This is a genomic window from Nonomuraea solani (genome assembly GCF_900108335.1).
GTDB classification, from domain to species: Bacteria; Actinomycetota; Actinomycetes; order Streptosporangiales; family Streptosporangiaceae; genus Nonomuraea; species Nonomuraea solani.
In genome coordinates, this window is sequence record NZ_FNVT01000008.1 from 24,556 (window position 1) to 43,111 (window position 18,556).

Here is an 18,556-nt window from a genome sequence, read left to right on the forward strand (position 1 = left end):
ACCCGTCAAGAGGGTGCTATCGACACGTGACCTTGCCGTGATTCCGCTTGCCTAGAACGAGGTTCTAGAAGCAGAGTTGACCGCATGATTGTGGAGTACGCGGACCGGGTGTGGCACGGCGAATCTGACGACAGCATCGTGGACACGGGCCTGGAGGGCAAGGGCGTCCACCCGATAGCGGAGGGTCTGGGCTGGTGGCCCGGATTCGGGAACGTCATCGCCTTCGAGACCGGGGGCGAGCTGGTGCTGTTCGACACCAGCAGCCCGTTCTCGGCGGCGCGATTGCACGAGGACGTGCGACGGTGGTCGAAGGCGCCGCTGACGACCGCCATTTACTCGCACGGGCACATCGACCACGTCTTCGGCACAGGCCCGTTCGAGGAGTCGGGGCCGCGCGCCACCGTCTACGCCCACAAAGCGGTGGCCGACCGGTTCGAGCGCTATCTGCTGACCAACGGCTACAACGCGGTGATCAACCAGCGGCAGTTCCAGAGCCCCGGACTGCGCTGGCCCACCGCCTATCGCCATCCCGACGTGACCTACGGCGACGCGCTGACCGTGCGGCGCGGCGGCCTGACGTTCGACCTGCGGCACGCCAAGGGCGAGACCGACGACGCGACCATCGGCTACGTACGCGAGCACCGGCTGCTGCTGCCCGGCGACCTGTTCATCTGGGTGACGCCCAATTGCGGTAATCCGCAGAAGGTCCAACGCTATCCCCGGGAATGGGTGCACGCCCTGCGCCTGATGGCCGCCCTCGACGCCGAGATCATGCTCCCCAGCCACGGCGCCCCCATCTTCGGCGGCGACCGTATCCGGCAGGCGCTGCTGGAGACCGCGGAATGGCTGGAATCGCTCGTCACACAGACCCTGGAACTGCTCAACGCGGGCGCCCGTCTCGACGAGATCGTGCATTCCGTAAGCCCGCCCGAGCACCTCGCGGGCCGTCCCTACCTGCGGGCCCGATATGACGAGCCGGAATTCGTCGTACGCAATCTGTGGCGCCTTTACGGCGGCTGGTACGACGGCAACCCGGCGCATCTGAAACCCGCCCCGGAAGCGGAACTCGCGAAAGCCGTGGCCGAACTCGCGGGCGGCCCCGCGGCCCTCGCCGACGCGGCGATGAAGGCCCTTTCCGAGGGCGATGAACGGCTGGCGGGGCATTTCGCGGAAATGGCCGCCCTGGCGGCACCGGACGACGCGGGCGTGCACCGCGTACGCGCGGAGGTCTTTTCCACCAGGGCGGCGAACGAGCTCTCCCTCATGGCGAAGGGCATCTTCAACTGGGCCGCCGCCGAGTCGGAGCGGCGCTCGTAGTCAGTCCTTCCACCAGTCGGGCGCGGGCGGCGGGTCGGCCCTGGGCAGCGAGTCCTTCGGCACGCCGGGGGGATTGTCGATCAGCACCCGGATGGAGTCGGAGGCGGTCCGCTGCACGTGACCGACGACCCAGTCGCCCTTCACGTGTTCGGCGGGGACGTTGTAGCCGCCGCCGCTGCCGTCGGCCACGGTCCACACCACCACGTACTCGATCTTCAGCCCGGACCGCTTCATGGCGGCGCGGACCTCGGAGACAGGTTTGCCGCGTGGCTGGAAGCCGTCGATCAACGGCCCGTCCACCTCGGAGCCGACGGAGGAGGAGTAGCGTTCGCCCGGCGCGGCGGGCCGGCCGATTCCGATGACGAACCTACCGGTGAATCCGACGGGCATGGCGACCCTGCCGCACCAGGCGGACTTACAGCCCTCGGTGACGGTGGTGACGGTCATGCCGGTGCCGGCCGGGAAGTCACCGTCCGTGACCGGGACGATCACCCCGACCTCCTCCGGCGCCACCGGGGCCTTGCGCACCTCGGCGTTCAGCCCGACCGCACGGAACGCCTCCGCGAACGTCTCGGCCTCGGCCTCGGGATCGTTGATCTCGACCTCGACGAAGTCCGCGCCGGTCTTGATCGAGACGGCGGCGTTGGCGAACTCGGTGGCGGGCCTGCCGAACGGGGTCCAGATGACGAAGGAGGTGGCCAGCCCGGCGGCGATCACCGAGAGCCCGAGGCTTCGCCGAACCGGGAAGCGCCCGCGTACCGGCTCGCGCTCCTCCTCGCGCTCCTCCCCCATGATCGACTCCATCAGCGCCCGCGCCCCCGCGCCGGACGACCGCCCCACCGGCTCCGCGGACAGGTCCTCGTCCTTGACCTTGGCGAGATCGGCGATGTTCACAGCCCGCTCCCTTCCATCGCGACGGCGTAAGAGTGGTCGACGCCGGCCTCGGCCAGCCCGCGGGCGAAGCGCCTGCGGGCGCGATAGAGCCTGACCCGCACCGCGTTGCGGGAGATCCCCAGCACCTTCGCGATCTGGCCGGGGTCCAGCCGTTCCCAGGCGACCAGCGCGAGCAACTCCCTGTCGTCCTCGGGCAGGGCGCGGAAGACGCGCCCCATCTGGGACAGGTCGTCGCCGGGCGGCCGGGCGACGAGCGGCGAGGCGGCCAGTTGCTCGCGCAGGGCGGCGGTGCGCTGCTCGTGGCGGCGCTCGCCGCGCCGCTGGTTGGCCAGCACCTTTCTGGCCACGCCGAAGAGCCACAACCGGGCCTCGTCCCCTTCAGGGACCTCCGTCACGCGGCGCCAGGCGACCAGGAAGGTCTCGGCCACCACGTCGGCCGCGTCGTCCGGGTCCGGACATCGGCGCAACGCGTACCCGAGCAGCGGCCGGTACGAGGATGCGTAGATCTCCTCGAACCGGCCTTCGGGATCGTCTCCCACGGGGGCTCCTCACATGAGTGCGTCAACACTCAACCCCATGTCCGCCATATCCGGAGCATTACCGGTTGCGAGGAAATATCAGCCGAAATGGCTGCGGGTCTCGGCGAACGCCTGGTCCGTGCCCTCCAACGCCTTCGCGACGTCGGCCTCGGTGTGGGCCGCCGACATGAACCAGTTGTGCCAGGGGTGCAGGTAGACCCCGTGCCGCAGGCAGGCGTCGCTCCAGTGCATGGCCACCGACAGGTCCGCGTCGCCGTCGAAGCTGAGCCAGGGGATCGTCACCGGGCCCGTCTGGTTGACCACGAAGCCGTGCGCCTTGGCCTGGGCGTACAGGCCCTCCCTGAGCTGGGTGCCCGCGCGCTCCATGAACGCGATGCCCTCGGTGTCCCGCAGCGTCTCGATGGTGGCCTTGGCCGCCGCCATCGCCACCGCGGAGAACCAGAACGAGCCGGTCGAGTACAGCGTCTGCGCGGGGCCGCGCAGCGCGTCGGTGCCGGTGACGGCGGCGATCGGGTAGCCGTTGGCCATGGCCTTCGACCAGGCCGTCAGGTCGGGGCGGACGCCGTACGGCTCCCACGAGCCGCGCAGGTCGACGCGGAACCCGGCGCGCACGTCGTCGATCACCAGCGCCGCGCCCAGCCGGTCGGCGAGCGCGCGGGCGCCGCGCGCGAAGGCGGGCTCCACCAGCTCCTGGTCCTCGAACGAGTCGTGCTTGAAGGGCGTGACGATGATCGCCGCCACGTCACCCTCGACGGTCGCCGCCGCGGCCTCCAAAGACTCCAGCGAGTTGTACGTGAACTCCACCAGGTCGGCCCGCTCGTTCGGCGTCGTGCCCGCGAGCGAGGGCGTGCACCAGGGGTCCGCGCCGTGGTACGCCCCGTGCGCCATCAGCACCTTCGTCCGCCCCGTCGCGGCCCTGGCGACCATGAGGGCCTGCGTGGTGGCGTCGGTGCCGTTCTTGGAGAACATCGCCCAGTCCGCGCTCGGCACGGTGTCCACCAGCAGCTCGGCCAGCTCGACCATGACCGCGCCGGGCCCGTTGAGGCAGTCGCCGAGCGCGGCCTGGCGGGCGGCGGCCTCCTCGACGCGCGGGTGCCGGTGCCCGAGCACAATGGGGCCCCAGCTGCACATGAAGTCGATGTACTCGCGGCCGTCCGCGTCCCACTGGCGGCAGCCCTCGGCGCGCTCGAAGAACTGGGGGTAGCCGGGGGCGAAGATCGCGGCGTTGAGGTGGCCGTACATGCCGCCGGGGACGACCTTCAAGGCCCGCTGGCGGAGTTCTGCGTCGGTCATGGGAGGGGTCCTTAGAGCAGGCTGAGGGTGGATTCGAGGTCGGTGAGGCCGGCGTCGGAGCCGAGCCCGGTGGCGACGCGGGCGGCGGCGGCCGTGCCCCAGCGGGCGGCGGTCAGGACGTCGTGACCGTGCAGAAGGCCGGTCAGGAAGCCGGCGCAGTAGGCGTCGCCGCAGCCGGTGGTGTCGGAGACCTCCGTCTTGAGCGCCGGGACCTCCGACGTGCCTTCGCCGGTCACGACGAGGCTGCCCGCCTCGCCGAGGGTGACGAGCACGCCGCGCGGCCCGTCGGCGAGCAGCGCCTGGGCGGCGGCCGGGACGTCGGTGGCGCCGGTCATCAGCAGGGCCTGCGACTCGTTCGGCAGGACGTAGTCCACGTGCGGCAGGAACGCGCGGGCCATGCCCAGCAGGTCGGGCATCTCCGAGAGCAGGTCCATCGTGACGATCGTCCCGGCCGCCCTGACCTCGTCGAGGAGGGCGAAGAAGGCCGGGTCGCCGAGGCCGAACGTGACGTCCACGCCGCCCAGGTGGATCGCCCGCGCGCCGCGCAGCACGTCGGGGTCCAGGTCGGCGTACGTCACGCTCAGGTTGGCGCCGGGCACGTGGAAGCTGGGCCGCCCGCCGTCCGGCCTGATCGGCAGGATCGAGGCCGCCGTCTGCTCGCCCGCCCTGCGGACGAGACGCGAGACGTCGACGCCCCGCTTGGCCAGCACGGCCAGCAGGAAGTCACCCAGCTCGTCGTCCCCGATCGCGCCCATGGTGACCACGTCGTTGCCCAGCTTGACCAGGTCCACCGCCGTCCCCGCGGCGGCGCCCGCGGCGGTGAGGCGGATCTGATCGACCAGTACGGTGTCCTGGCCCTCGGGAATGTGGTCCACGGGCCTGGCGAGGATGTCGACGATGTGGACGCCGACGGTGGCGACGGTCATAGTCTAAATAGACAGACGTCCGAATAAAAAGTCAACGGAGGATTGGATGCCGAAGATCGTCGATCACGACGAGCGCAGGCGCGAGGTCCTGTCAGCGGCCCGCCGGGTGATCGTCAGGGACGGGATCGACGCCGCCACCACGCGGGCCATCGCCAAGGAGGCCGGCTACTCCAACGGTGTGCTCGCCCACTACTTCGCCGACAAGGACGAGATCCTGCTGTCCGCGCTGAGCCAGTCTCACCAGCGCATCCGCGCCCGGCTGACCGGGAAGGTGGACGGCGTCACGGGGCTGGCGGCGCTGCGTGAGCTGCTGCTGGACAACCTGCCGCTGGACGCCGAGCGTACCCAGGAGACCCGGCTGGAGGTCAGCTTCTGGAGCCGCAGCCTGGCCTCGGAGCAACTGGCCGAGGTGCAGCGGACGGAGGCGGGCGAGCTGCGCGCCGCCGTACGCGGCCTGCTCGGGCAGGCCCGCGCGGCCGGCGAGCTGAAGACGGACGACAACCTCGACGACCTCGCCGAGCACCTGCTCGCCCTGGTCGACGGCCTCAGCCTGCACCTGCTCCTCTACCCTGGCCGCCTCACCCGCGTGGACGTCGAGCGCCTGATGTTGCAGGCCCTCGACCGCCTGTGATTGCCGGAAGTCGGGCGACCGACTACATTGCAGGCGCATGAGCCTCCGCGAGCAGTTGTGCGACTACGGCCGCCGCGCCGTCGAGCTCGGCCTGGTCATCGGCACGTCGGGCAACCTCAGCATGCGCCAGGGCGACCTGGTCGCGGTCACGCCCTCGGGCGCGGCCCTCGACCGGCTGACGCCCGAGATGTGCCCGATCGTGAACATGGCGGGCATGCTCGTGGAGGGCGACCTCCAGCCGTCCAGCGAGACCCCCATGCACCTGGCCGTCTACGAGACCACCGACGCGCAGGCCATCGTGCACACGCACTCGGTGTTCGGCACGGTCGTGGCCACCACGATGACCGAGCTGCCGCCGGTGCACTACAACGCGCTGCTGCTGGGCGGGGTGGTCAAGGTGGCCGAATACGCCACGTACGGCACCCCAGAGCTGGCCGCGAACGTGCGCGCCGCCCTGGAGGGCAAGCGGGCCGCCCTGATGGCCAACCATGGCGGGGTGACCATCGGGACGACCATCGAGGAGGCGTTCGAGGCCACCCGGCTGCTGGAGTGGCTCTGCGAGGTCTACGTGCGCGGGCTGAGCATCGGCAAGCCGACCATCCTGACGGACGAACAGCTCGCCGCCGTGGTCGAGCGCGCGCTCAACCCGCCCGAGTTCCCCCGTCTATGACAGCACGTTTATGACAGCACGCCTATGAGAGCACGGCCTGCTCGGCCAGCCCCAGCGGCAGCCCGCCCGAGCCGGCGAGCCGGTCGTGGAACTCCTTCGGGGTGCCCTGGAACGACGCGCGGATGCGGTCGATCTCGATGGCGCCCGTGAGATACGACGGCGCCTGCGTCGGCCAGGCGCAGTAGCGGTTGACCTCGCCCTGGGCGGTGCCCGGCGACAGCGACGCCTTCGTGGCCATGAACGTCTCGGCCTCTTCGATGGACATGTCCTCGCAGTGCAGCGCCGTGTCCACGACGATCCGGGCGGCGCGGAAGATCCGGCAGTCCAGGTGGGCCAGCTCGGTGGCCGGGGTGTCGAAGTAGCCCTGCTCGTGCAGGAGCTTCTCGACGTAGAGGGCCCAGCCCTCGGTGAAGTACGGCGTCCTGAAGACCTTCCGGACGGTACGGGGGTTGCCCGCCATGTACGACAGGTGCCAGTGGTGCCCGGGATACGCCTCGTGGACCGCGATCGAGGGCATCTGGGCCCGCGAGTTGGTGCGCAGGCGCTGGCGTACCTGCTCCTCGGTGAAGTCGTCCGGCGTGTAGGGGACGAAGAAGACGCCGGTGCGCGAGCTGCTCAGCGGGGGCGGCGACAGATAGTGGGCGACGGACAGGACCGGCCGCGTGTACTCGGCCGACGGCAGCACGTGGCACTCCTCGCCGTCGGCGAAGGTGACCAGGTCACGCTCCTTGACGAACGCGCGGGCCCGCTGCGTCTCGGCGTCGTACTCGGCCCGCATGTCGGCCAGCGTCGGCGGGTGGTCGTCCATGAGCAGCTCCATGGCCGCCCGCCAGTCCTCGGAGCCGTTGACCTGGCGCGAGACCTCGCGCATCCGCGCGTCCAGCTCCGCCCAGGCGGCCTGGCCCTTCGCGTTCAGCTCGGCGGCGCCGTAGCCGAGCAACTCGCGCTCGCGCAGCAGCGTGGAGTAGAGCTTCTCCCCCATCCGCCAGGTGCCGCCGCACTCGAAGCCCTCCAGGAAGGTCACCAGCTCGTCGAACGCCCGCGCGGCCGGCTCGGCCGCCTCCGCCAGCCTGGCGCGCAGCTCGGGATCTTGGACCATGGACGGGATCGTGCGGGTCAGGAAGTTGCGGCCGGTACGCGCCTGGCCCAGGCCGCGCTGGACCAGCAGCGGCGCCGCCAGGTCGGGGTCCAGGTTCGCGCGGCAGGCCGCCAGCACGCCGGGCACCTCGGCCAGCCGGGAGATGGCGGCCGGCACCAGCTCGGGCTCGGGCTTGAGCCGGTGCTGGAACGGCTGGAACATCGAGCCGAAGATCGCCGAGAGGTAGACGGCGGGGTCGCGCCGCCACTCGGGCCAGGAGGCCATCGCGATCGAGCCTCTGAGTTGCGACAGGACGAGGTCTCGGTCGATCGCGTCGTCCAGGGACGTGGTCTCGGCGGCCGACAGGCGCTCCAGCCAGCGGACCTGCTCGCGTTCGCGGGCGGTCCAGCCGGAGGCGGTCAGGTCACCGAGGGTGTGATCGTAACCGTCGGCCCCCAGCGCGCTGGCCACGACGGGACGGTCGGAAAAGTACCAGTTGAGAAACTCGTCCACCAATGCACCATATCCTGAGCAAATGCCACTTCAGATCACTGGCGCGCTAGGCGACCCTGACCTGATTCGCCTCCCCTGGGAGGTCCCGCTCCAAGACTGGCCCCAACACCATCTGGTCGATCTGCCGCGCGGTATCTCGCGGCACGTGGTGCGCTTCGCCCGGCTCTCCGGCAAGGTGTACGCGATCAAGGAGATCAGCGAACGCTACGCCAAGCGGGAGTACCAGCTTCTCTGGGACCTGGCCAGGCTCGACGCACCCTCCGTGGAGCCCGTGGCGTACGTCACCGGCCGCGAGGAGGGCCTCGACGCGGCACTGATCACCAGGCACCTGCAGTTCTCCCTCCCCTACCGCGCGGTCATGTCGGGCACCCTGCGGCCCGACACGCTCACCCGCCTGCTGGACGCGCTCGCCGTCCTGCTGGTGCGCCTGCATCTGAACGGCTTCTTCTGGGGCGACTGCTCGCTGTCCAACACGCTGTTCCGCAGGGACGCGGGAGCGTTCGCCGCCTACCTGGTGGACGCCGAGACCGGCGAGATGCACCCGATGATCAGCGAGGGCCAGCGGCTCGCGGACATGGAGGCCGCGCACACGAACATCTTCGGCGAGATGCTCGACCTGGAGGCCGGCGGGCTGCTGCACCCGTCGATCGACCCCATGAACACCGCCGAGGACGTCGTCTCCCGCTACCACCGCCTCTGGGAGGAGATCACCCAGAGCGAGATCATCGACGAGGTCGACTGGCACCGGGTGGAGCAGCGCATCAGGCGGCTCAACCTGCTCGGCTTCGACGTGGCCGAGATGATGGTGCGGCGCAAGGTCGGCACCGGCCGGCTGATCGTGCGGCCCAAGGTCGTGGACGCAGGGCACCATCAGCGGCGGCTGCTCAGGCTGACCGGGCTCGACGTCGAGGAGAACCAGGCCAGGCGGCTGCTCAACGACCTCGACGGGTTCCGGGTGGCGCAGGGCCTGCGGCACGAGGACGAGGCCATCGTGGCGCACCGGTGGCTGGCCGAGGTGTTCCAGCCGACGGTCGAGGCCATCCCCGCCGAGCTGCGCGGGAAGTTGGAGCCCGCACAGCTCTTCCACGAGATCCTCGACCATCGCTGGTATCTGTCCGAGGCGGACGAGGCCGACGTCGGGCTGTCCACGGCCGTGAAGTCGTACGTCGACAACATCCTCGTGCACAAGCCCGACGAGCGGGCGCTGCTGCCCGACGAACCGGAGTCAGTAGGCGACTGAGATCCGCCGGCGAGGGTTGGCGTTCTTCTCCACCTCGTCGGCGATCGCGACCGCGTAATCCTCGGCGGTGATGAAGCTGCGGCCCTCGGCGTCGGCCATCAGCGTGTCGCCGCCGACCCGGAAGACCCCGGTGCGCTCCCCCGGCGCGATCTCCGCCGCCGGGGAGACGAACGTCCAGTCGAGGTCGTCGATCTCGCGGAACACGCGCAGGACCGCGCGCGAGGCGCGCGACTCCTTCTTGTAGATCTCAGGGAACTCGGGCGTGTCGACCAGGTCCTGGCCGGGAGCCACCTCCAGGCTGCCGGCGCCGCCCACGACGATCAGCCGGCGCACCCCGGCGGCGCGCACGCCGTCGATGAGGGCGCGGTTGGCCTCCAGGAAGGGGCCTTCGGGCTCGGTGCCGTCGCGCGGCGGGGCGATGGCGGAGATGACGGCGTCGTGGCCCTTGGCCAGGGTGGCGGTGTCGCGGACGTCTCCCTTGACGGGGCCCTTGCGGCTGACCCCGGTCACCTCGTGACCGCGGCCGCCCAGTTCGGCGGCGATGCGCTGGCCGATCATGCCGGTCGCGCCAAAGAGCAGAATCTTCATGAGCGTCACAGTATCTCTTGGATACTGGTTACTTCACCGTGCTATAAGTACCTTATGGATACCGGCGACGTCTTCGACCCGAACTGTCCGACCAGGGTGGTCCTTGATCGGATCGGCGACAAGTGGTCGGTGCTGGTGCTGCTCTGCCTCGCCGACGGGCCGATGCGGTTCACCCGGCTCAGGACGCGGATCGGCGGGGTGACGCCCAAGGTGCTGACACAGACGTTGCGCTCCATGGAGCAGGACGGGCTGGTGACGCGGGAGGTGTTCGCGGAGGTGCCGCCGCGGGTGGAGTACACGCTGACCGAGCTGGGGCGTTCGCTGCACGATCCGGTGTCCGTGGTGGCCTCGTGGGCTGAGCGGAACGTGGGCGAGATGCTTCGTTGCCGCGAGAAATTCTCATAAATCGTACAGTTATGCGCAACGGTGTTGTTTTTCTACGACGTGGCCGTATAAAAGCGCATCGCCAGCGCCAAGCGTCACGAAAGGCGAGATTTCCTAGCCCTACGCTGGCCCCGTTCCCATGACGGCGAGGGGGTCACGTGCTCGGAATCGACACCTGCCTGGCGGAGGTCATGTCCATACCAGGGGCACTCGACGCCATGCTGGTGGACCACACCAGCGGCATGGCGGTGGCCTTCAGCAGTTCCTCCGGCGTGGACGCCGACCGCTCCGCCGCCGCGATCACGGAGGCGCTGCGCGCCACCACCGACGGACTGGCGCGCTCGTCCCCCGGTGAGGTCGTCCGCATCGACGACATGCTCGTCACCACGGACAAGGGTCATCATCTGCTCAGGCCGCTGGAGACGGTCTTCGAAGGGCCGCTGGTCATCTACGTGCGCCTTGACCTGGAACGATCCAATCTGGCCCTGGCCCGGCACCGCCTGGCCTCCATCTCCAGCCGCCTGACGACGTGACCCATGACCAAGCTGGACACCCTCCTGGCCGGGCTCGCCCGCGAGCGTTCCACCGGCGCGCTCCGGCTCGGCAGGAACGGCACGATCTTCCTGTCCGACGGGCGCGTGACGTACATGGAGTGCGCCCAGACCCCCGGCGTGGAACGCCTGCTCGCGGCCAGGGGCGTGATGACCGAGGCGGCGCTGCGCGGCCTGGAGGCCGACGGCGGCTGCGAGCGGCTGCTCGCCGAGGGGCCCGTCACCCAGGGCGAGCTGCAGTACGCGGTGCTCGGCGTGGTCCTGGACGCGGCCTTCTTCCTGCTGCCGATGAGCGGGACGCGGCCCAAGTTCCGCCCCGGGGAGCGGCACTGGCTGGGCGAGCAGTGGTATTTCGACGTGTCGGGGCTGGTCCGCGAGTGCGCGCGGCGGCGGGCGCAACTGGCCCAGATCTGGCCGTCCGCCGACGTGGACATCCTGCCGGTACGGCCGGCCGCGCGGTTGCCGGGGCACGGCGTGGCGCTGAGCCGGATCCAGTGGGAGATCGTCGTCAGGGCCGACCACAAGGCGACGCCGCTGGAGCTGGCCAGGCAGATCGGCAGGTCCGGATACTCGGTGCTGCTGGCCGTCCGGCGGCTGGCGGCCTCCGGCCTGCTCGCTCCGCCGCCGCCGGAGGCCGCCCGTACCGAACCGGCCGGCCGGCGCCAGAAGGCTCTTCCCGGTGACGAGCCCCAGAATGTCCTGCCGAAGCGGGAGCGGCAGGCGCTCGCGGGCCGGCCGCCCCACGACCCCGGGCCGGCCCCGCCGCTGGGCCCGCCCATCACGGGTGATCCAACCGACCTGGCGCTGCTGATGCGGCTGAAGAGGGCGCTCGAGGAGCTGTCGTGAGGTTCCCCTCACTCAGGAGGAGGCCACCGGTGGAGCTACGACAAGAGGTTCTGGAGGAGATGGCGCTCCTGCGTGAGCGCACACCGGACGTGAACGGGAGCGTCGCCTGCACCGTGGACGGCCTGCAGATCGCCAGCGACTTCGCGGAGGCCGCCATGGGAGACGCCGCGGAGCACTCGGCCGCCCTGTCGGCGGCGCTGCTCGCGATGAGCAGGCGAATGCTCAGCATGACCGGTCAGGGGGCGTTCGAGGAGACGCTCATCTCCGGCACCGCCGGTTTCGTGGCCTTCTACGCCGCCGGCCCCACCATCGTCCTCACGGTCCTGGCCGGTCCCGGCGCGAACGTCGGGCTGCTGCGGCTGGAGGGCAGGAAGACGGCTGCCGGAGTGGCCGCCGTCGCAGCACGCAGGCACTGAACCATTCCCCGGCAGAAAAGGGAGGAAGACACATGGCCGGCATGGACGTCTCGCTCAAGGAGATGATGACGATCGACGGCGCGGTAGGAGCGGCGATCGTCGACCACGGCAGCGGCATGGCGCTGGGCACGCTCGGCGGCTCCAAGGACCTGGATCTCCAGGTCGCCGCCGCGGGCAACACGGAGGTGGTCAAGGCCAAACTTCGCACGATGGACTCGCTCGGCCTCAAGGAGAGCATCGAGGACATCCTGATCACGCTGACCGGGCAGTACCACATCATCCGGCCCATCACCGGGCGCGGCGGCAAGGGGTTGTTCCTCTACCTGGCGCTCGACCGGGCGCGCGGAAATCTGGCGATGGCCCGGCACCAGATGCGCACCATCGAGGAGAAGCTGGAGGTCTGACCGCGGCGCCGGCGGCCCGCGCCTCCGTCGCGGGCCGCCACACGCCCTCAACCCGTGGTCAGTTTCGTGATCTCGGTGACGATGTCGGGCCACAGCGCCGCCGGAATGTCGTGCCCCATCCCCGGGTACGTGACCAGCCGCGCCCCCGGAACGGCCGCCGCCGTCGCCTGCCCGCCCGCGAGCGGGACGAGCTGGTCGGCCTCCCCGTGCAGCACCAGCGTGGGCACCGTGACGCTCGCCAGCGACTCCGTACGGTCGGCCGAGGCCATGATGGCGGCCAGTTGCCTGGCCGTGCCCGCCGGGTCGAAGCTGCGGTCGAAGGCCAGCCCCGCCATCAGGGTGATCTTCTCCCGGTCGAGCTCGTAGCCGGGCGAGCCGATGACCGACCAGGTCTGCAGGGCCTGGTCCAGGACAGCCGCGCGATCGGCGGGCGGCCTGGCCATCAGAACCGCGGCCGCGGCCGCCGTCGGCGGGTGGGCCGACGGGCTGGGCGTGGACATGATGGAGGTCAGGCTCAGCACCCGCGCGGGGTGCCGGATGGCCAGCGACTGGGCGATCATGCCGCCCATCGACGCGCCGACCACGTGGGCGCTGGTCCAGCCGAGCGCGTCCATGAGCCCGGCGGCGTCGTCGGCCATGTCGTCCAGCAGATACGCCGAGGGCGCCCCCGTCGTGGGAGCGCCCAGGTCGTGGTGGTGCGTGGAGAGGCCGACGTCGCGGTTGTCGAAACGTACGACGTGGTGGCCCTGCTCGGCCAGGAGTGCGCAGAGCCCCTCGTCCCAGTGGATGAGCTGCGCGCCGAGGCCCATGATGAGCAGCAGGGGCCGTCCTGACGGCGAGCCGAAGCTCTCGTAGGCGATTTCGATGCCGTTGACGGCTACGCGAGTGGTCACGAGGACTAGAATGACATTCTAGTCCCGAGACGTAAAGACGGCGCGCGGCAGTGGTCCGGCCGGCGCCCGATCGGCGCCCGGTCGGTGCTCGGTCGGTGCTCGGTCGGTGCCCGATCGGTGCTCGGTCAGCGCTTGACGAGGGTGCGCAGGCGCTCGCCGCCGAGCACCATGCCGCCGCCCGCCATGGCCAGAGCCCCGGCCATCAGCGCGCCGCCCACGATGCCCGACTCCTGGGGCTCGCCCTCGGGAGCGGGGGCCGCGACGGCCCGGCCGCCACCCTGCGGGGCCGGCTCCTGGCTGGGCTTCTCCTCGGCCAGAACCTTCGGCGGCTCGGCCGGGTTTTCGTCACGCTCGGACCAGGCACCGGTGGAGAAGGCGACGGGGTGGTTCTTCTTGCCCACGCCCTCACCCCACTTGGTGATGACGTAGTCGACCTTGATGTGCCCCTCGCCGCCCACACCGTCCACACCCAGCGTGTCGGGGTTGAACGTGCCGCCGGTCAGGTCGGCGAAGGTCTTGGCGTCGAGGTCGAGCATGATGCCACGGTTGGAGGGCGCGCCGGGACCGCGGTCACCGACGAAGAAGGGCATCTTCTTGCCCTGATACATCACATAACCCTCGGTCAGCAGCGGCCAACTGGGGCTGGCGGCCAACTGCTTCTGCATGGGCTTGCCACTGGCGGGCAGCCCGGTGTCACCGGCGCGGCCGGAGGAGTCGTCCCAGAAGTACGACGCCGTGGTCGAGCCCTTGAGCAGGATCTTCTCATCAGTGTCGGAGTCGGCGTGCGCGGCGGTGCCGGCGATGGTCAGTGCGCCGACGGTGGAGGCGGCGAGCAAGGCGAGGTGACGCAGGCCAAAACGAGCAGACATGAAAAGTAAAAAGCCCTTCGCGTGGGGACAGGGGGGAATCGCGCTTCGCAGGGGGAAAAGGCGTAGCGGGGCAGAACGCCCGACGGGGGTTGCTACGCGGAGCGCGAGAACGAGCCTGGGGAAGGGTTCCGCTCAGTTGGCGGGGGGCAAGACGCGGGGGTACATCGAGTGAGTTGTCCTCTCCATCACGCCTACCGGGTTAGCTGACGGGTTCGGGCGTGGAGATGCCCTACCGGCACGTGGCCGGATTCACCCCAGTGAGGTGGTTCCCCGGTTCCCTGGGTTCGGGATTCGGCGCCAACCGGCTGTCCCTCTTGGGTAAGGACTAGGTAACCGGCTGGTAATGGCCACAACCATAACGACCGAATCGGACAAACGCAAACTATTCGTATCAAACAGGCGAAGATCTACCTATCAGGGTAAAGAAAAGGGGGGCACGGCATGCCGTACCCCCGCCGAATTCCCGGCTCAGCCGCCGCTCTTGCGCCTGAAGGATCTTTTACTCGCAGCCGGACCGTGCGCCCCGTGGATCTTCGATGGGTCGCCGCCCCTGCCACCCGCGCCCGAGTCCGCGTGCTGGTTGCGCTTGCGCTCCAATGCCTCGCGGAACTTGCGCTTCATCTCGTCCTCGGGAGTTTCGCTGACTTCCGGCTCCGGTGAATCCGCCATGAGGACCTCCATGGTGTTGGGGACAATCACAGCTTCGCACGGCACCGCTTATGACGCGAAACCGGGCTCGGCACCACTCCGAGCTCATCGGTCTCACGAGCACCCGAACGTCAGCAGGCGGAGCACCGGATCGGCCTGAACTCGGCCTCGCCGTAGCCCCGGAGCCCGTGCCCGGGCCGCGGCAGGCGGGCCGCCTCGGCGATCACCGGGCGGGCGTCGTCGAGCAGGCGAATACCCTACGCGGCGGATCCCTTCCGTTCTCCTGGTGTTGTGTTGGATCGGGTCAGGAAATAGAGCTGACATGAGCCTCCTGGGCCGTGACCTCGCGATGGACCTGGGCGCGGCGAGCACCCGGATCTATGTCAGGCGCAGGGGCATCGTGCTCGACGAGCCCTCGGCCGTCACCGTGGACGGGCGGACGGGCAAGGTCATCCGGTACGGCACCGAGGCCGCGCACGGCGCCGGGGGCGAGACGTGCTGGCCGGTCAGCGGCGGCCTGCCGGCCGACATCGAGCTCGCCCGGCGCATGATCCGGCATTTCGTGCGCAAGGTGCACTGGCATCCCTTCTCCAGGCCGCGCATGGTCATGGCGCTGCCCGACGACTCCACGCCGATCGACAGGACCGCGCTGTGCGACGTGGTGTTCGAGGCGGAGGCCAGTGGGATCGTGCTGATCCCGCACGCGCTGGCGGCGGCGCTCGGGGCGGGCCTGCCGGTGAGTGACTGCGCCGGGAGCATGGTGATCGACATCGGGCGCGACTCCGCGCGGATCGCGGTGCTGTCGCGCGGGGACGTGGTGGCGTACGGCGCCGTCCCGTACGGGGGCCACGCCGTGAACATGTCCCTGATCCGCCTGGTCGAACGGGAGCACGGGCTGCTGATCGACGAGGCCGAGGCCGAGTCGGCCAAGCGGCGGGCGGGCACCGGCGGCTGGATCACGGTGCGGGCGCGCGACCCCGACAGCGGTCAGGAGCACGCGCTCCCCCTGCCCGTCCAGCGCGTCCACGAGGCCGCCGACCGGCCCATCGAGGCCATCGTCGGGGAGGCGATGGAGACCGTGGCGCGCTGCCCGGCCGAGCTGATCGCCGACCTGGGCGAGCGGGGCGCGGTGCTGGTCGGCGGCGGCGCGCTGCTGCGCGGGCTCGACCGGCGGCTGCGGACCGCGCTGTGCATGCCGGTGCGCACGTCGGAGCGGCCGCTGGAGTCCGTGGCGCTCGGGCTGGGCCGGTGCGTGGACGACCTGGGGCTCGCCGGGCGGCTCAGAAACTGGCGCTCTTGATCCCTTCGAGAGGTACGACAGGTGGGAGGTGGGCCATGACGGTGCGCGGCATCGACCATGTCGGGGTGACGGTGCCCGACCTTGAGGCGGCGACGACGTTCTTCGCCCGCGCGTTCGGGGCCGAGGTGCTCTACGACACCCTGCCCCGCGAGAAGGGGCCCAAGGGGGGCTGGGCGACCGAGCGGCGGCTCGGGGTGCCGCAGGGGACGATCGAGGTGGCGGTACGCATGCTGCGGCTGCCGAACGGGCCCGGGATCGAGCTGTTCGAGTTCAAGGGGCCACGGCAGGCCGGGGCGGTCATTCCGTGCGACCTGGGGTGGCAGCACGTCGCCCTGTACGTGGACGACCTGGACGCGGCGCTGCGACAGGTCGCCGAGGCGGGCGGGACGCGGCTGGCCGACCCGGTGCCGCTGACGGGGCCGGAGGCGGGTGAGCGCAACCGGTACGCCTACTGCAGGACGCCGTGGGGCGGCACCGTGGAACTCCTGACATATCCGGACGCGCAGCCGTACGAGAAGGAAACGGACCAGCGACGCTGGCGGCCCTGAGCGACCCTGCGGCCCTGAGCGACCCTGCGACCCTGCGGCGCTGCGACCCTGCGGCGCTGGGTGGGCGGGCCCGGCACCGGTGACACTGGGGGCGCGGGCCCGGCGTCCTCCCACGCCGGGTCCGCGCGGGCGTCAGCGTTCGTCCACCAGCTCCGCGAGCTCGACGGACGCGTCCTTGACGACCTCGAACGCCGCCTTCGCCTCCGGCAGCGCCGGCGCGTCGGCGATGGCGGCGTCCATCTCGGCGCGGGAGGCCCAGCGCCAGTGGTCCACCCAGGTCTCGTCGTCGACCCGGGTGAGCCGGGTCTCGGCCAGGCCGCCGAACCGGGCGCGGACGGCCTCGATCAGCACGACCCGCCGATGGAGCACCTGGTCGGCGTCGGCGGGGTCGGCGGTGAAGCGGACGGTACGGATGAGAGTCATGGCTATAGCCCTTCTCTAGAGTTGACTTCTAGCGAACGTGACTAGAGTTAGACTACAGCCATGAGCGACGTCAAGAGGGTCAGCAAACGTACGCAGAAGGCCCAGGAGACCCGCGCGCGCATCCTGAAGGCGGCCGGCGAGCTGTTCGTGCGCGACGGATACGGGGCCACCAACCTGCAGGACGTCGCCGAGCTGGCGGGCGTGGCCGTGCAGACGATCTACTTCGTCTTCGGCAACAAGCGCTCGCTGCTGAAGGAGCTCGTTGACGTCACCATCGCGGGCGACGACGAGCCGGTGGCGACCATGGACCGGACCTGGTTCAGGGAGGCGATGGCGGCGGGGAGCGCCGCCGAGCACCTCAGCGCGCATGTACGCGGCACGACGGCGGTGCTCGCCAGGGTCGCCCCGATCACCAAGGTGCTCGAAACGGCGGTGGCCATGGACCCTGAGGTGGCGGCGGAGTGGCCGCAGACCGTGGATCCGCGCTACGTCGTGCAGCGGGCGGCGGCCGAGTCGCTCATGGCCAAACTGGGCGCGCGGCCTGACCTGTCACCCGAATCGGCGGCCGACGTGCTGTACGGGGTTCTGAGCCCCGAGCTCTACCTGCTGCTGGCCGGCAAGCGGGGCTGGCCGCCCGAGCGGTGGGAGGAGTGGGCCCGCGAGACGCTGGCGGCCCAGCTGTTGAGCGATCAGGGCATGTGAAGGCCGGAGGCGTGCCGCCAGCCGGTCAGCGTGAGGAGGCGGCGGGCCTGCGGAGAGACCGGGGCGAGGATGAGCCGCCGGCCCTGGGGCAGGCGGCCGGCGCCGGCGACGATGACGCGCATGCCCGCCACGTCGATGAAGGTCAGGCCGGACAGGTCGAGCCGGAGGTCCTGTTTGCCGGTCTGGAGCGCCTGGTCCAGGGCGCCGGCCAGCACGTGACGGTTGGCGTAGTCGATCTCGCCCGTCACTTTCAGGCCGAGGGGGTGCGGGACGAGCGTCACGTCGGTGAGTGGGGGGTGCCTGCCGTACATCTGTAGTGAAGTGCCCGGAAAAGGAAGATTTATGTGAGACCTGCCGAGGGCGTACCGCACCTTTTGCGTGATTTGACAGATTGTTCGCGGTGATCGTTGGTATGGTCCGAACGTGCGCGCCCGCCGTCACATCTTCACCGCGGTGCTCTTATGCATCGCGGCGATGACGGCCTGCACGGCGCCCTCCGAGGTGCCCACGCTCGAAGCGGCCACCCAGCGGCTCAACACCGACGCCGGCAGCCTGGCCGGCACCGCCGACCTGCGATTGTCGGCCGTCGAGCAGGCGGACGACGGGTCGTGTGTGCCGGGGCAGGTGCGGCGGTTCCTGCGGGCGGAGACCGCGCACGCCGAGGCGTCCACCGGGCTGCTGGATCGTCTGCAGGCCATGGGCTATCACAAGGTGGTCGACGACCTGGACTTCCGGGACGACGAGCAGGACGTCGCGGTGCTGCGTAATCCGGAGACGGAGCTGACGTTCGAGCTGACCGTCCTGTCCGGGGACCGGCCGACGGTCCAGGTGGTCGGCAAGACCACCTGCTACGTGACCGAATAGATCACCCCACCTACCCGTA

24 protein-coding genes and 1 riboswitch are annotated in these 18,556 nt (G+C 70.4%); of the genes, 13 read left to right on the top strand and 11 right to left on the bottom strand.

Translation table 11 applies throughout. The features are described 5' to 3' along the window. Window positions 1-84: 84 nt before the first annotated feature. Complete coding sequence (locus C4V41_RS27660) at window positions 85-1,317, top strand: alkyl sulfatase dimerization domain-containing protein (RefSeq protein ID WP_200824269.1); 1,233 nt, start codon at window positions 85-87, stop codon at window positions 1,315-1,317. Here C4V41_RS27660 and C4V41_RS63165 read toward each other — a convergent pair whose 3' ends face one another. The 4 genes from C4V41_RS63165 to C4V41_RS27675 form a co-directional block, all read right to left on the bottom strand. Then, on the bottom strand, window positions 1,318-2,211 hold the full coding sequence (locus tag C4V41_RS63165) for a hypothetical protein (RefSeq protein WP_200824270.1): 894 nt from the start codon (window positions 2,209-2,211) through the stop codon (window positions 1,318-1,320). Next, window positions 2,208-2,750, bottom strand: coding sequence for an RNA polymerase sigma factor (locus tag C4V41_RS27665; protein WP_103958887.1), 543 nt, complete (start codon window positions 2,748-2,750; stop codon window positions 2,208-2,210). The genes C4V41_RS63165 and C4V41_RS27665 overlap by 4 nt, the downstream gene beginning before the upstream one ends. A 78-nt stretch (window positions 2,751-2,828) precedes the next feature. Continuing rightward, the gene (locus C4V41_RS27670; RefSeq protein WP_103958888.1) at window positions 2,829-4,043 is read right to left on the bottom strand and encodes an aminotransferase class III-fold pyridoxal phosphate-dependent enzyme; all 1,215 of its coding nucleotides are present in this window, start codon (window positions 4,041-4,043) and stop codon (window positions 2,829-2,831) included. An 11-nt stretch (window positions 4,044-4,054) separates the two neighbouring features. Continuing rightward, complete coding sequence (locus tag C4V41_RS27675) at window positions 4,055-4,969, bottom strand: carbohydrate kinase family protein (protein WP_103958889.1); 915 nt, start codon at window positions 4,967-4,969, stop codon at window positions 4,055-4,057. A 46-nt stretch (window positions 4,970-5,015) separates the two neighbouring features. Between C4V41_RS27675 and C4V41_RS27680 the strand changes: the two genes are divergently transcribed. Continuing rightward, the gene (locus C4V41_RS27680; RefSeq protein WP_103958890.1) at window positions 5,016-5,600 is read left to right on the top strand and encodes a TetR/AcrR family transcriptional regulator; all 585 of its coding nucleotides are present in this window, start codon (window positions 5,016-5,018) and stop codon (window positions 5,598-5,600) included. Between the two features lie 37 nt (window positions 5,601-5,637). Continuing rightward, entirely contained in the window at window positions 5,638-6,270 is a 633-nt protein-coding gene (locus C4V41_RS27685; protein ID WP_103958891.1) for a class II aldolase/adducin family protein, read from the top strand. 22 nt (window positions 6,271-6,292) lie between these two features. Here C4V41_RS27685 and C4V41_RS27690 read toward each other — a convergent pair whose 3' ends face one another. Then, the gene (locus C4V41_RS27690; RefSeq protein ID WP_103959244.1) at window positions 6,293-7,861 is read right to left on the bottom strand and encodes a DUF885 domain-containing protein; all 1,569 of its coding nucleotides are present in this window, start codon (window positions 7,859-7,861) and stop codon (window positions 6,293-6,295) included. A gap of 22 nt (window positions 7,862-7,883) precedes the next feature. Here C4V41_RS27690 and C4V41_RS27695 point away from each other — a divergent pair, with 22 nt between their 5' ends. Next, complete coding sequence (locus C4V41_RS27695; protein WP_103958892.1) at window positions 7,884-9,101, top strand: DUF4032 domain-containing protein; 1,218 nt, start codon at window positions 7,884-7,886, stop codon at window positions 9,099-9,101. Here the strand turns inward: C4V41_RS27695 and C4V41_RS27700 are convergent. Beyond that, window positions 9,087-9,689 (bottom strand): NAD(P)-dependent oxidoreductase, encoded by a 603-nt coding sequence (locus C4V41_RS27700; RefSeq protein WP_103959245.1) that lies wholly within the window; start codon window positions 9,687-9,689, stop codon window positions 9,087-9,089. The two genes, C4V41_RS27695 and C4V41_RS27700, sit on opposite strands and share 15 nt — an antisense overlap. Window positions 9,690-9,743: 54 nt before the next feature. On the opposite strand from C4V41_RS27700, the gene C4V41_RS27705 reads away from it, so the two are divergent. The 5 genes from C4V41_RS27705 (at window position 9,744) to C4V41_RS27725 (ending at window position 12,290) form a co-directional block, all read left to right on the top strand. Then, window positions 9,744-10,094: a winged helix-turn-helix transcriptional regulator gene (locus C4V41_RS27705; protein ID WP_103958893.1), complete on the top strand. Its 351-nt coding sequence runs from the start codon at window positions 9,744-9,746 to the stop codon at window positions 10,092-10,094. A gap of 137 nt (window positions 10,095-10,231) precedes the next feature. Beyond that, on the top strand, window positions 10,232-10,606 hold the full coding sequence (locus C4V41_RS27710; protein WP_103958894.1) for a roadblock/LC7 domain-containing protein: 375 nt from the start codon (window positions 10,232-10,234) through the stop codon (window positions 10,604-10,606). Between the two features lie 3 nt (window positions 10,607-10,609). Next, window positions 10,610-11,470, top strand: a complete 861-nt coding sequence (locus tag C4V41_RS27715) for a hypothetical protein (RefSeq protein ID WP_103958895.1) — start codon at window positions 10,610-10,612, stop codon at window positions 11,468-11,470. A 29-nt stretch (window positions 11,471-11,499) separates the two neighbouring features. Continuing rightward, window positions 11,500-11,886 carry a roadblock/LC7 domain-containing protein gene (locus C4V41_RS27720; protein WP_103958896.1) on the top strand — a complete coding sequence of 129 codons (387 nt, stop codon included), beginning with the start codon at window positions 11,500-11,502 and terminating at the stop codon, window positions 11,884-11,886. A 32-nt stretch (window positions 11,887-11,918) separates the two neighbouring features. After that, window positions 11,919-12,290, top strand: coding sequence for a hypothetical protein (locus C4V41_RS27725; protein WP_103958897.1), 372 nt, complete (start codon window positions 11,919-11,921; stop codon window positions 12,288-12,290). Between the two features lie 47 nt (window positions 12,291-12,337). Here the strand turns inward: C4V41_RS27725 and C4V41_RS27730 are convergent, their stop codons facing one another. From C4V41_RS27730 to C4V41_RS27740, 3 genes are all read right to left on the bottom strand, one after another. Beyond that, window positions 12,338-13,183: an alpha/beta fold hydrolase gene (locus tag C4V41_RS27730; protein ID WP_200824271.1), complete on the bottom strand. Its 846-nt coding sequence runs from the start codon at window positions 13,181-13,183 to the stop codon at window positions 12,338-12,340. A gap of 125 nt (window positions 13,184-13,308) precedes the next feature. Further along, window positions 13,309-14,052 carry a hypothetical protein gene (locus C4V41_RS27735; RefSeq protein ID WP_235030418.1) on the bottom strand — a complete coding sequence of 248 codons (744 nt, stop codon included), beginning with the start codon at window positions 14,050-14,052 and terminating at the stop codon, window positions 13,309-13,311. A gap of 173 nt (window positions 14,053-14,225) precedes the next feature. Further along, window positions 14,226-14,359, bottom strand: a riboswitch (cyclic di-AMP (ydaO/yuaA leader). A gap of 161 nt (window positions 14,360-14,520) precedes the next feature. Further along, the gene (locus C4V41_RS27740) at window positions 14,521-14,721 is read right to left on the bottom strand and encodes a DUF5302 domain-containing protein (RefSeq protein ID WP_146103807.1); all 201 of its coding nucleotides are present in this window, start codon (window positions 14,719-14,721) and stop codon (window positions 14,521-14,523) included. 301 nt (window positions 14,722-15,022) lie between these two features. Here C4V41_RS27740 and C4V41_RS27745 point away from each other — a divergent pair, with 301 nt between their 5' ends. Together C4V41_RS27745 and C4V41_RS27750 are read left to right on the top strand one after the other, a co-directional pair. Further along, complete coding sequence (locus C4V41_RS27745; protein ID WP_103958899.1) at window positions 15,023-16,000, top strand: rod shape-determining protein; 978 nt, start codon at window positions 15,023-15,025, stop codon at window positions 15,998-16,000. Between the two features lie 35 nt (window positions 16,001-16,035). Further along, a complete protein-coding gene (locus C4V41_RS27750) occupies window positions 16,036-16,548 on the top strand; it encodes a VOC family protein (RefSeq protein ID WP_103958900.1) in 513 nt (170 codons plus the stop codon). Window positions 16,549-16,680: 132 nt separating this feature from the next. Here the strand turns inward: C4V41_RS27750 and C4V41_RS27755 are convergent, their stop codons facing one another. Continuing rightward, window positions 16,681-16,971 (bottom strand): hypothetical protein, encoded by a 291-nt coding sequence (locus C4V41_RS27755; protein WP_103958901.1) that lies wholly within the window; start codon window positions 16,969-16,971, stop codon window positions 16,681-16,683. Between the two features lie 60 nt (window positions 16,972-17,031). Between C4V41_RS27755 and C4V41_RS27760 the strand changes: the two genes are divergently transcribed. Further along, window positions 17,032-17,673 carry a TetR/AcrR family transcriptional regulator gene (locus tag C4V41_RS27760; RefSeq protein ID WP_103958902.1) on the top strand — a complete coding sequence of 214 codons (642 nt, stop codon included), beginning with the start codon at window positions 17,032-17,034 and terminating at the stop codon, window positions 17,671-17,673. Here the strand turns inward: C4V41_RS27760 and C4V41_RS27765 are convergent. After that, complete coding sequence (locus C4V41_RS27765; RefSeq protein ID WP_160150407.1) at window positions 17,661-17,954, bottom strand: STAS domain-containing protein; 294 nt, start codon at window positions 17,952-17,954, stop codon at window positions 17,661-17,663. The genes C4V41_RS27760 and C4V41_RS27765 overlap by 13 nt on opposite strands. Before the next feature lie 142 nt (window positions 17,955-18,096). On the opposite strand from C4V41_RS27765, the gene C4V41_RS27770 reads away from it, so the two are divergent. Then, window positions 18,097-18,537 (top strand): hypothetical protein, encoded by a 441-nt coding sequence (locus C4V41_RS27770; protein ID WP_103958904.1) that lies wholly within the window; start codon window positions 18,097-18,099, stop codon window positions 18,535-18,537. The last annotated feature ends 19 nt before the right edge of the window (window positions 18,538-18,556 follow it).

What these genes read in the sequence shown, in the direction of transcription:
- C4V41_RS27670 (WP_103958888.1), bottom strand. Translation starts at nt 4,043, where the DNA reads ATGACCGACGCAGAACTCCGCCAGCGGGCCTTGAAGGTCGTCCCCGGC.
- C4V41_RS27725 (WP_103958897.1), top strand. Translation starts at nt 11,919, where the DNA reads ATGGCCGGCATGGACGTCTCGCTCAAGGAGATGATGACGATCGACGGC.
- C4V41_RS27705 (WP_103958893.1), top strand. Translation starts at nt 9,744, where the DNA reads ATGGATACCGGCGACGTCTTCGACCCGAACTGTCCGACCAGGGTGGTC.
- C4V41_RS27660 (WP_200824269.1), top strand. Translation starts at nt 85, where the DNA reads ATGATTGTGGAGTACGCGGACCGGGTGTGGCACGGCGAATCTGACGAC.
- C4V41_RS27745 (WP_103958899.1), top strand. Translation starts at nt 15,023, where the DNA reads ATGAGCCTCCTGGGCCGTGACCTCGCGATGGACCTGGGCGCGGCGAGC.
- C4V41_RS27700 (WP_103959245.1), bottom strand. Translation starts at nt 9,689, where the DNA reads ATGAAGATTCTGCTCTTTGGCGCGACCGGCATGATCGGCCAGCGCATC.
- C4V41_RS27740 (WP_146103807.1), bottom strand. Translation starts at nt 14,721, where the DNA reads ATGGCGGATTCACCGGAGCCGGAAGTCAGCGAAACTCCCGAGGACGAG.
- C4V41_RS27755 (WP_103958901.1), bottom strand. Translation starts at nt 16,971, where the DNA reads ATGACTCTCATCCGTACCGTCCGCTTCACCGCCGACCCCGCCGACGCC.
- C4V41_RS27675 (WP_103958889.1), bottom strand. Translation starts at nt 4,969, where the DNA reads ATGACCGTCGCCACCGTCGGCGTCCACATCGTCGACATCCTCGCCAGG.
- C4V41_RS27760 (WP_103958902.1), top strand. Translation starts at nt 17,032, where the DNA reads ATGAGCGACGTCAAGAGGGTCAGCAAACGTACGCAGAAGGCCCAGGAG.
- C4V41_RS27715 (WP_103958895.1), top strand. Translation starts at nt 10,610, where the DNA reads ATGACCAAGCTGGACACCCTCCTGGCCGGGCTCGCCCGCGAGCGTTCC.
- C4V41_RS27680 (WP_103958890.1), top strand. Translation starts at nt 5,016, where the DNA reads ATGCCGAAGATCGTCGATCACGACGAGCGCAGGCGCGAGGTCCTGTCA.
- C4V41_RS27750 (WP_103958900.1), top strand. Translation starts at nt 16,036, where the DNA reads ATGACGGTGCGCGGCATCGACCATGTCGGGGTGACGGTGCCCGACCTT.
- C4V41_RS27685 (WP_103958891.1), top strand. Translation starts at nt 5,638, where the DNA reads ATGAGCCTCCGCGAGCAGTTGTGCGACTACGGCCGCCGCGCCGTCGAG.
- C4V41_RS27735 (WP_235030418.1), bottom strand. Translation starts at nt 14,052, where the DNA reads ATGTCTGCTCGTTTTGGCCTGCGTCACCTCGCCTTGCTCGCCGCCTCC.
- C4V41_RS27695 (WP_103958892.1), top strand. Translation starts at nt 7,884, where the DNA reads ATGCCACTTCAGATCACTGGCGCGCTAGGCGACCCTGACCTGATTCGC.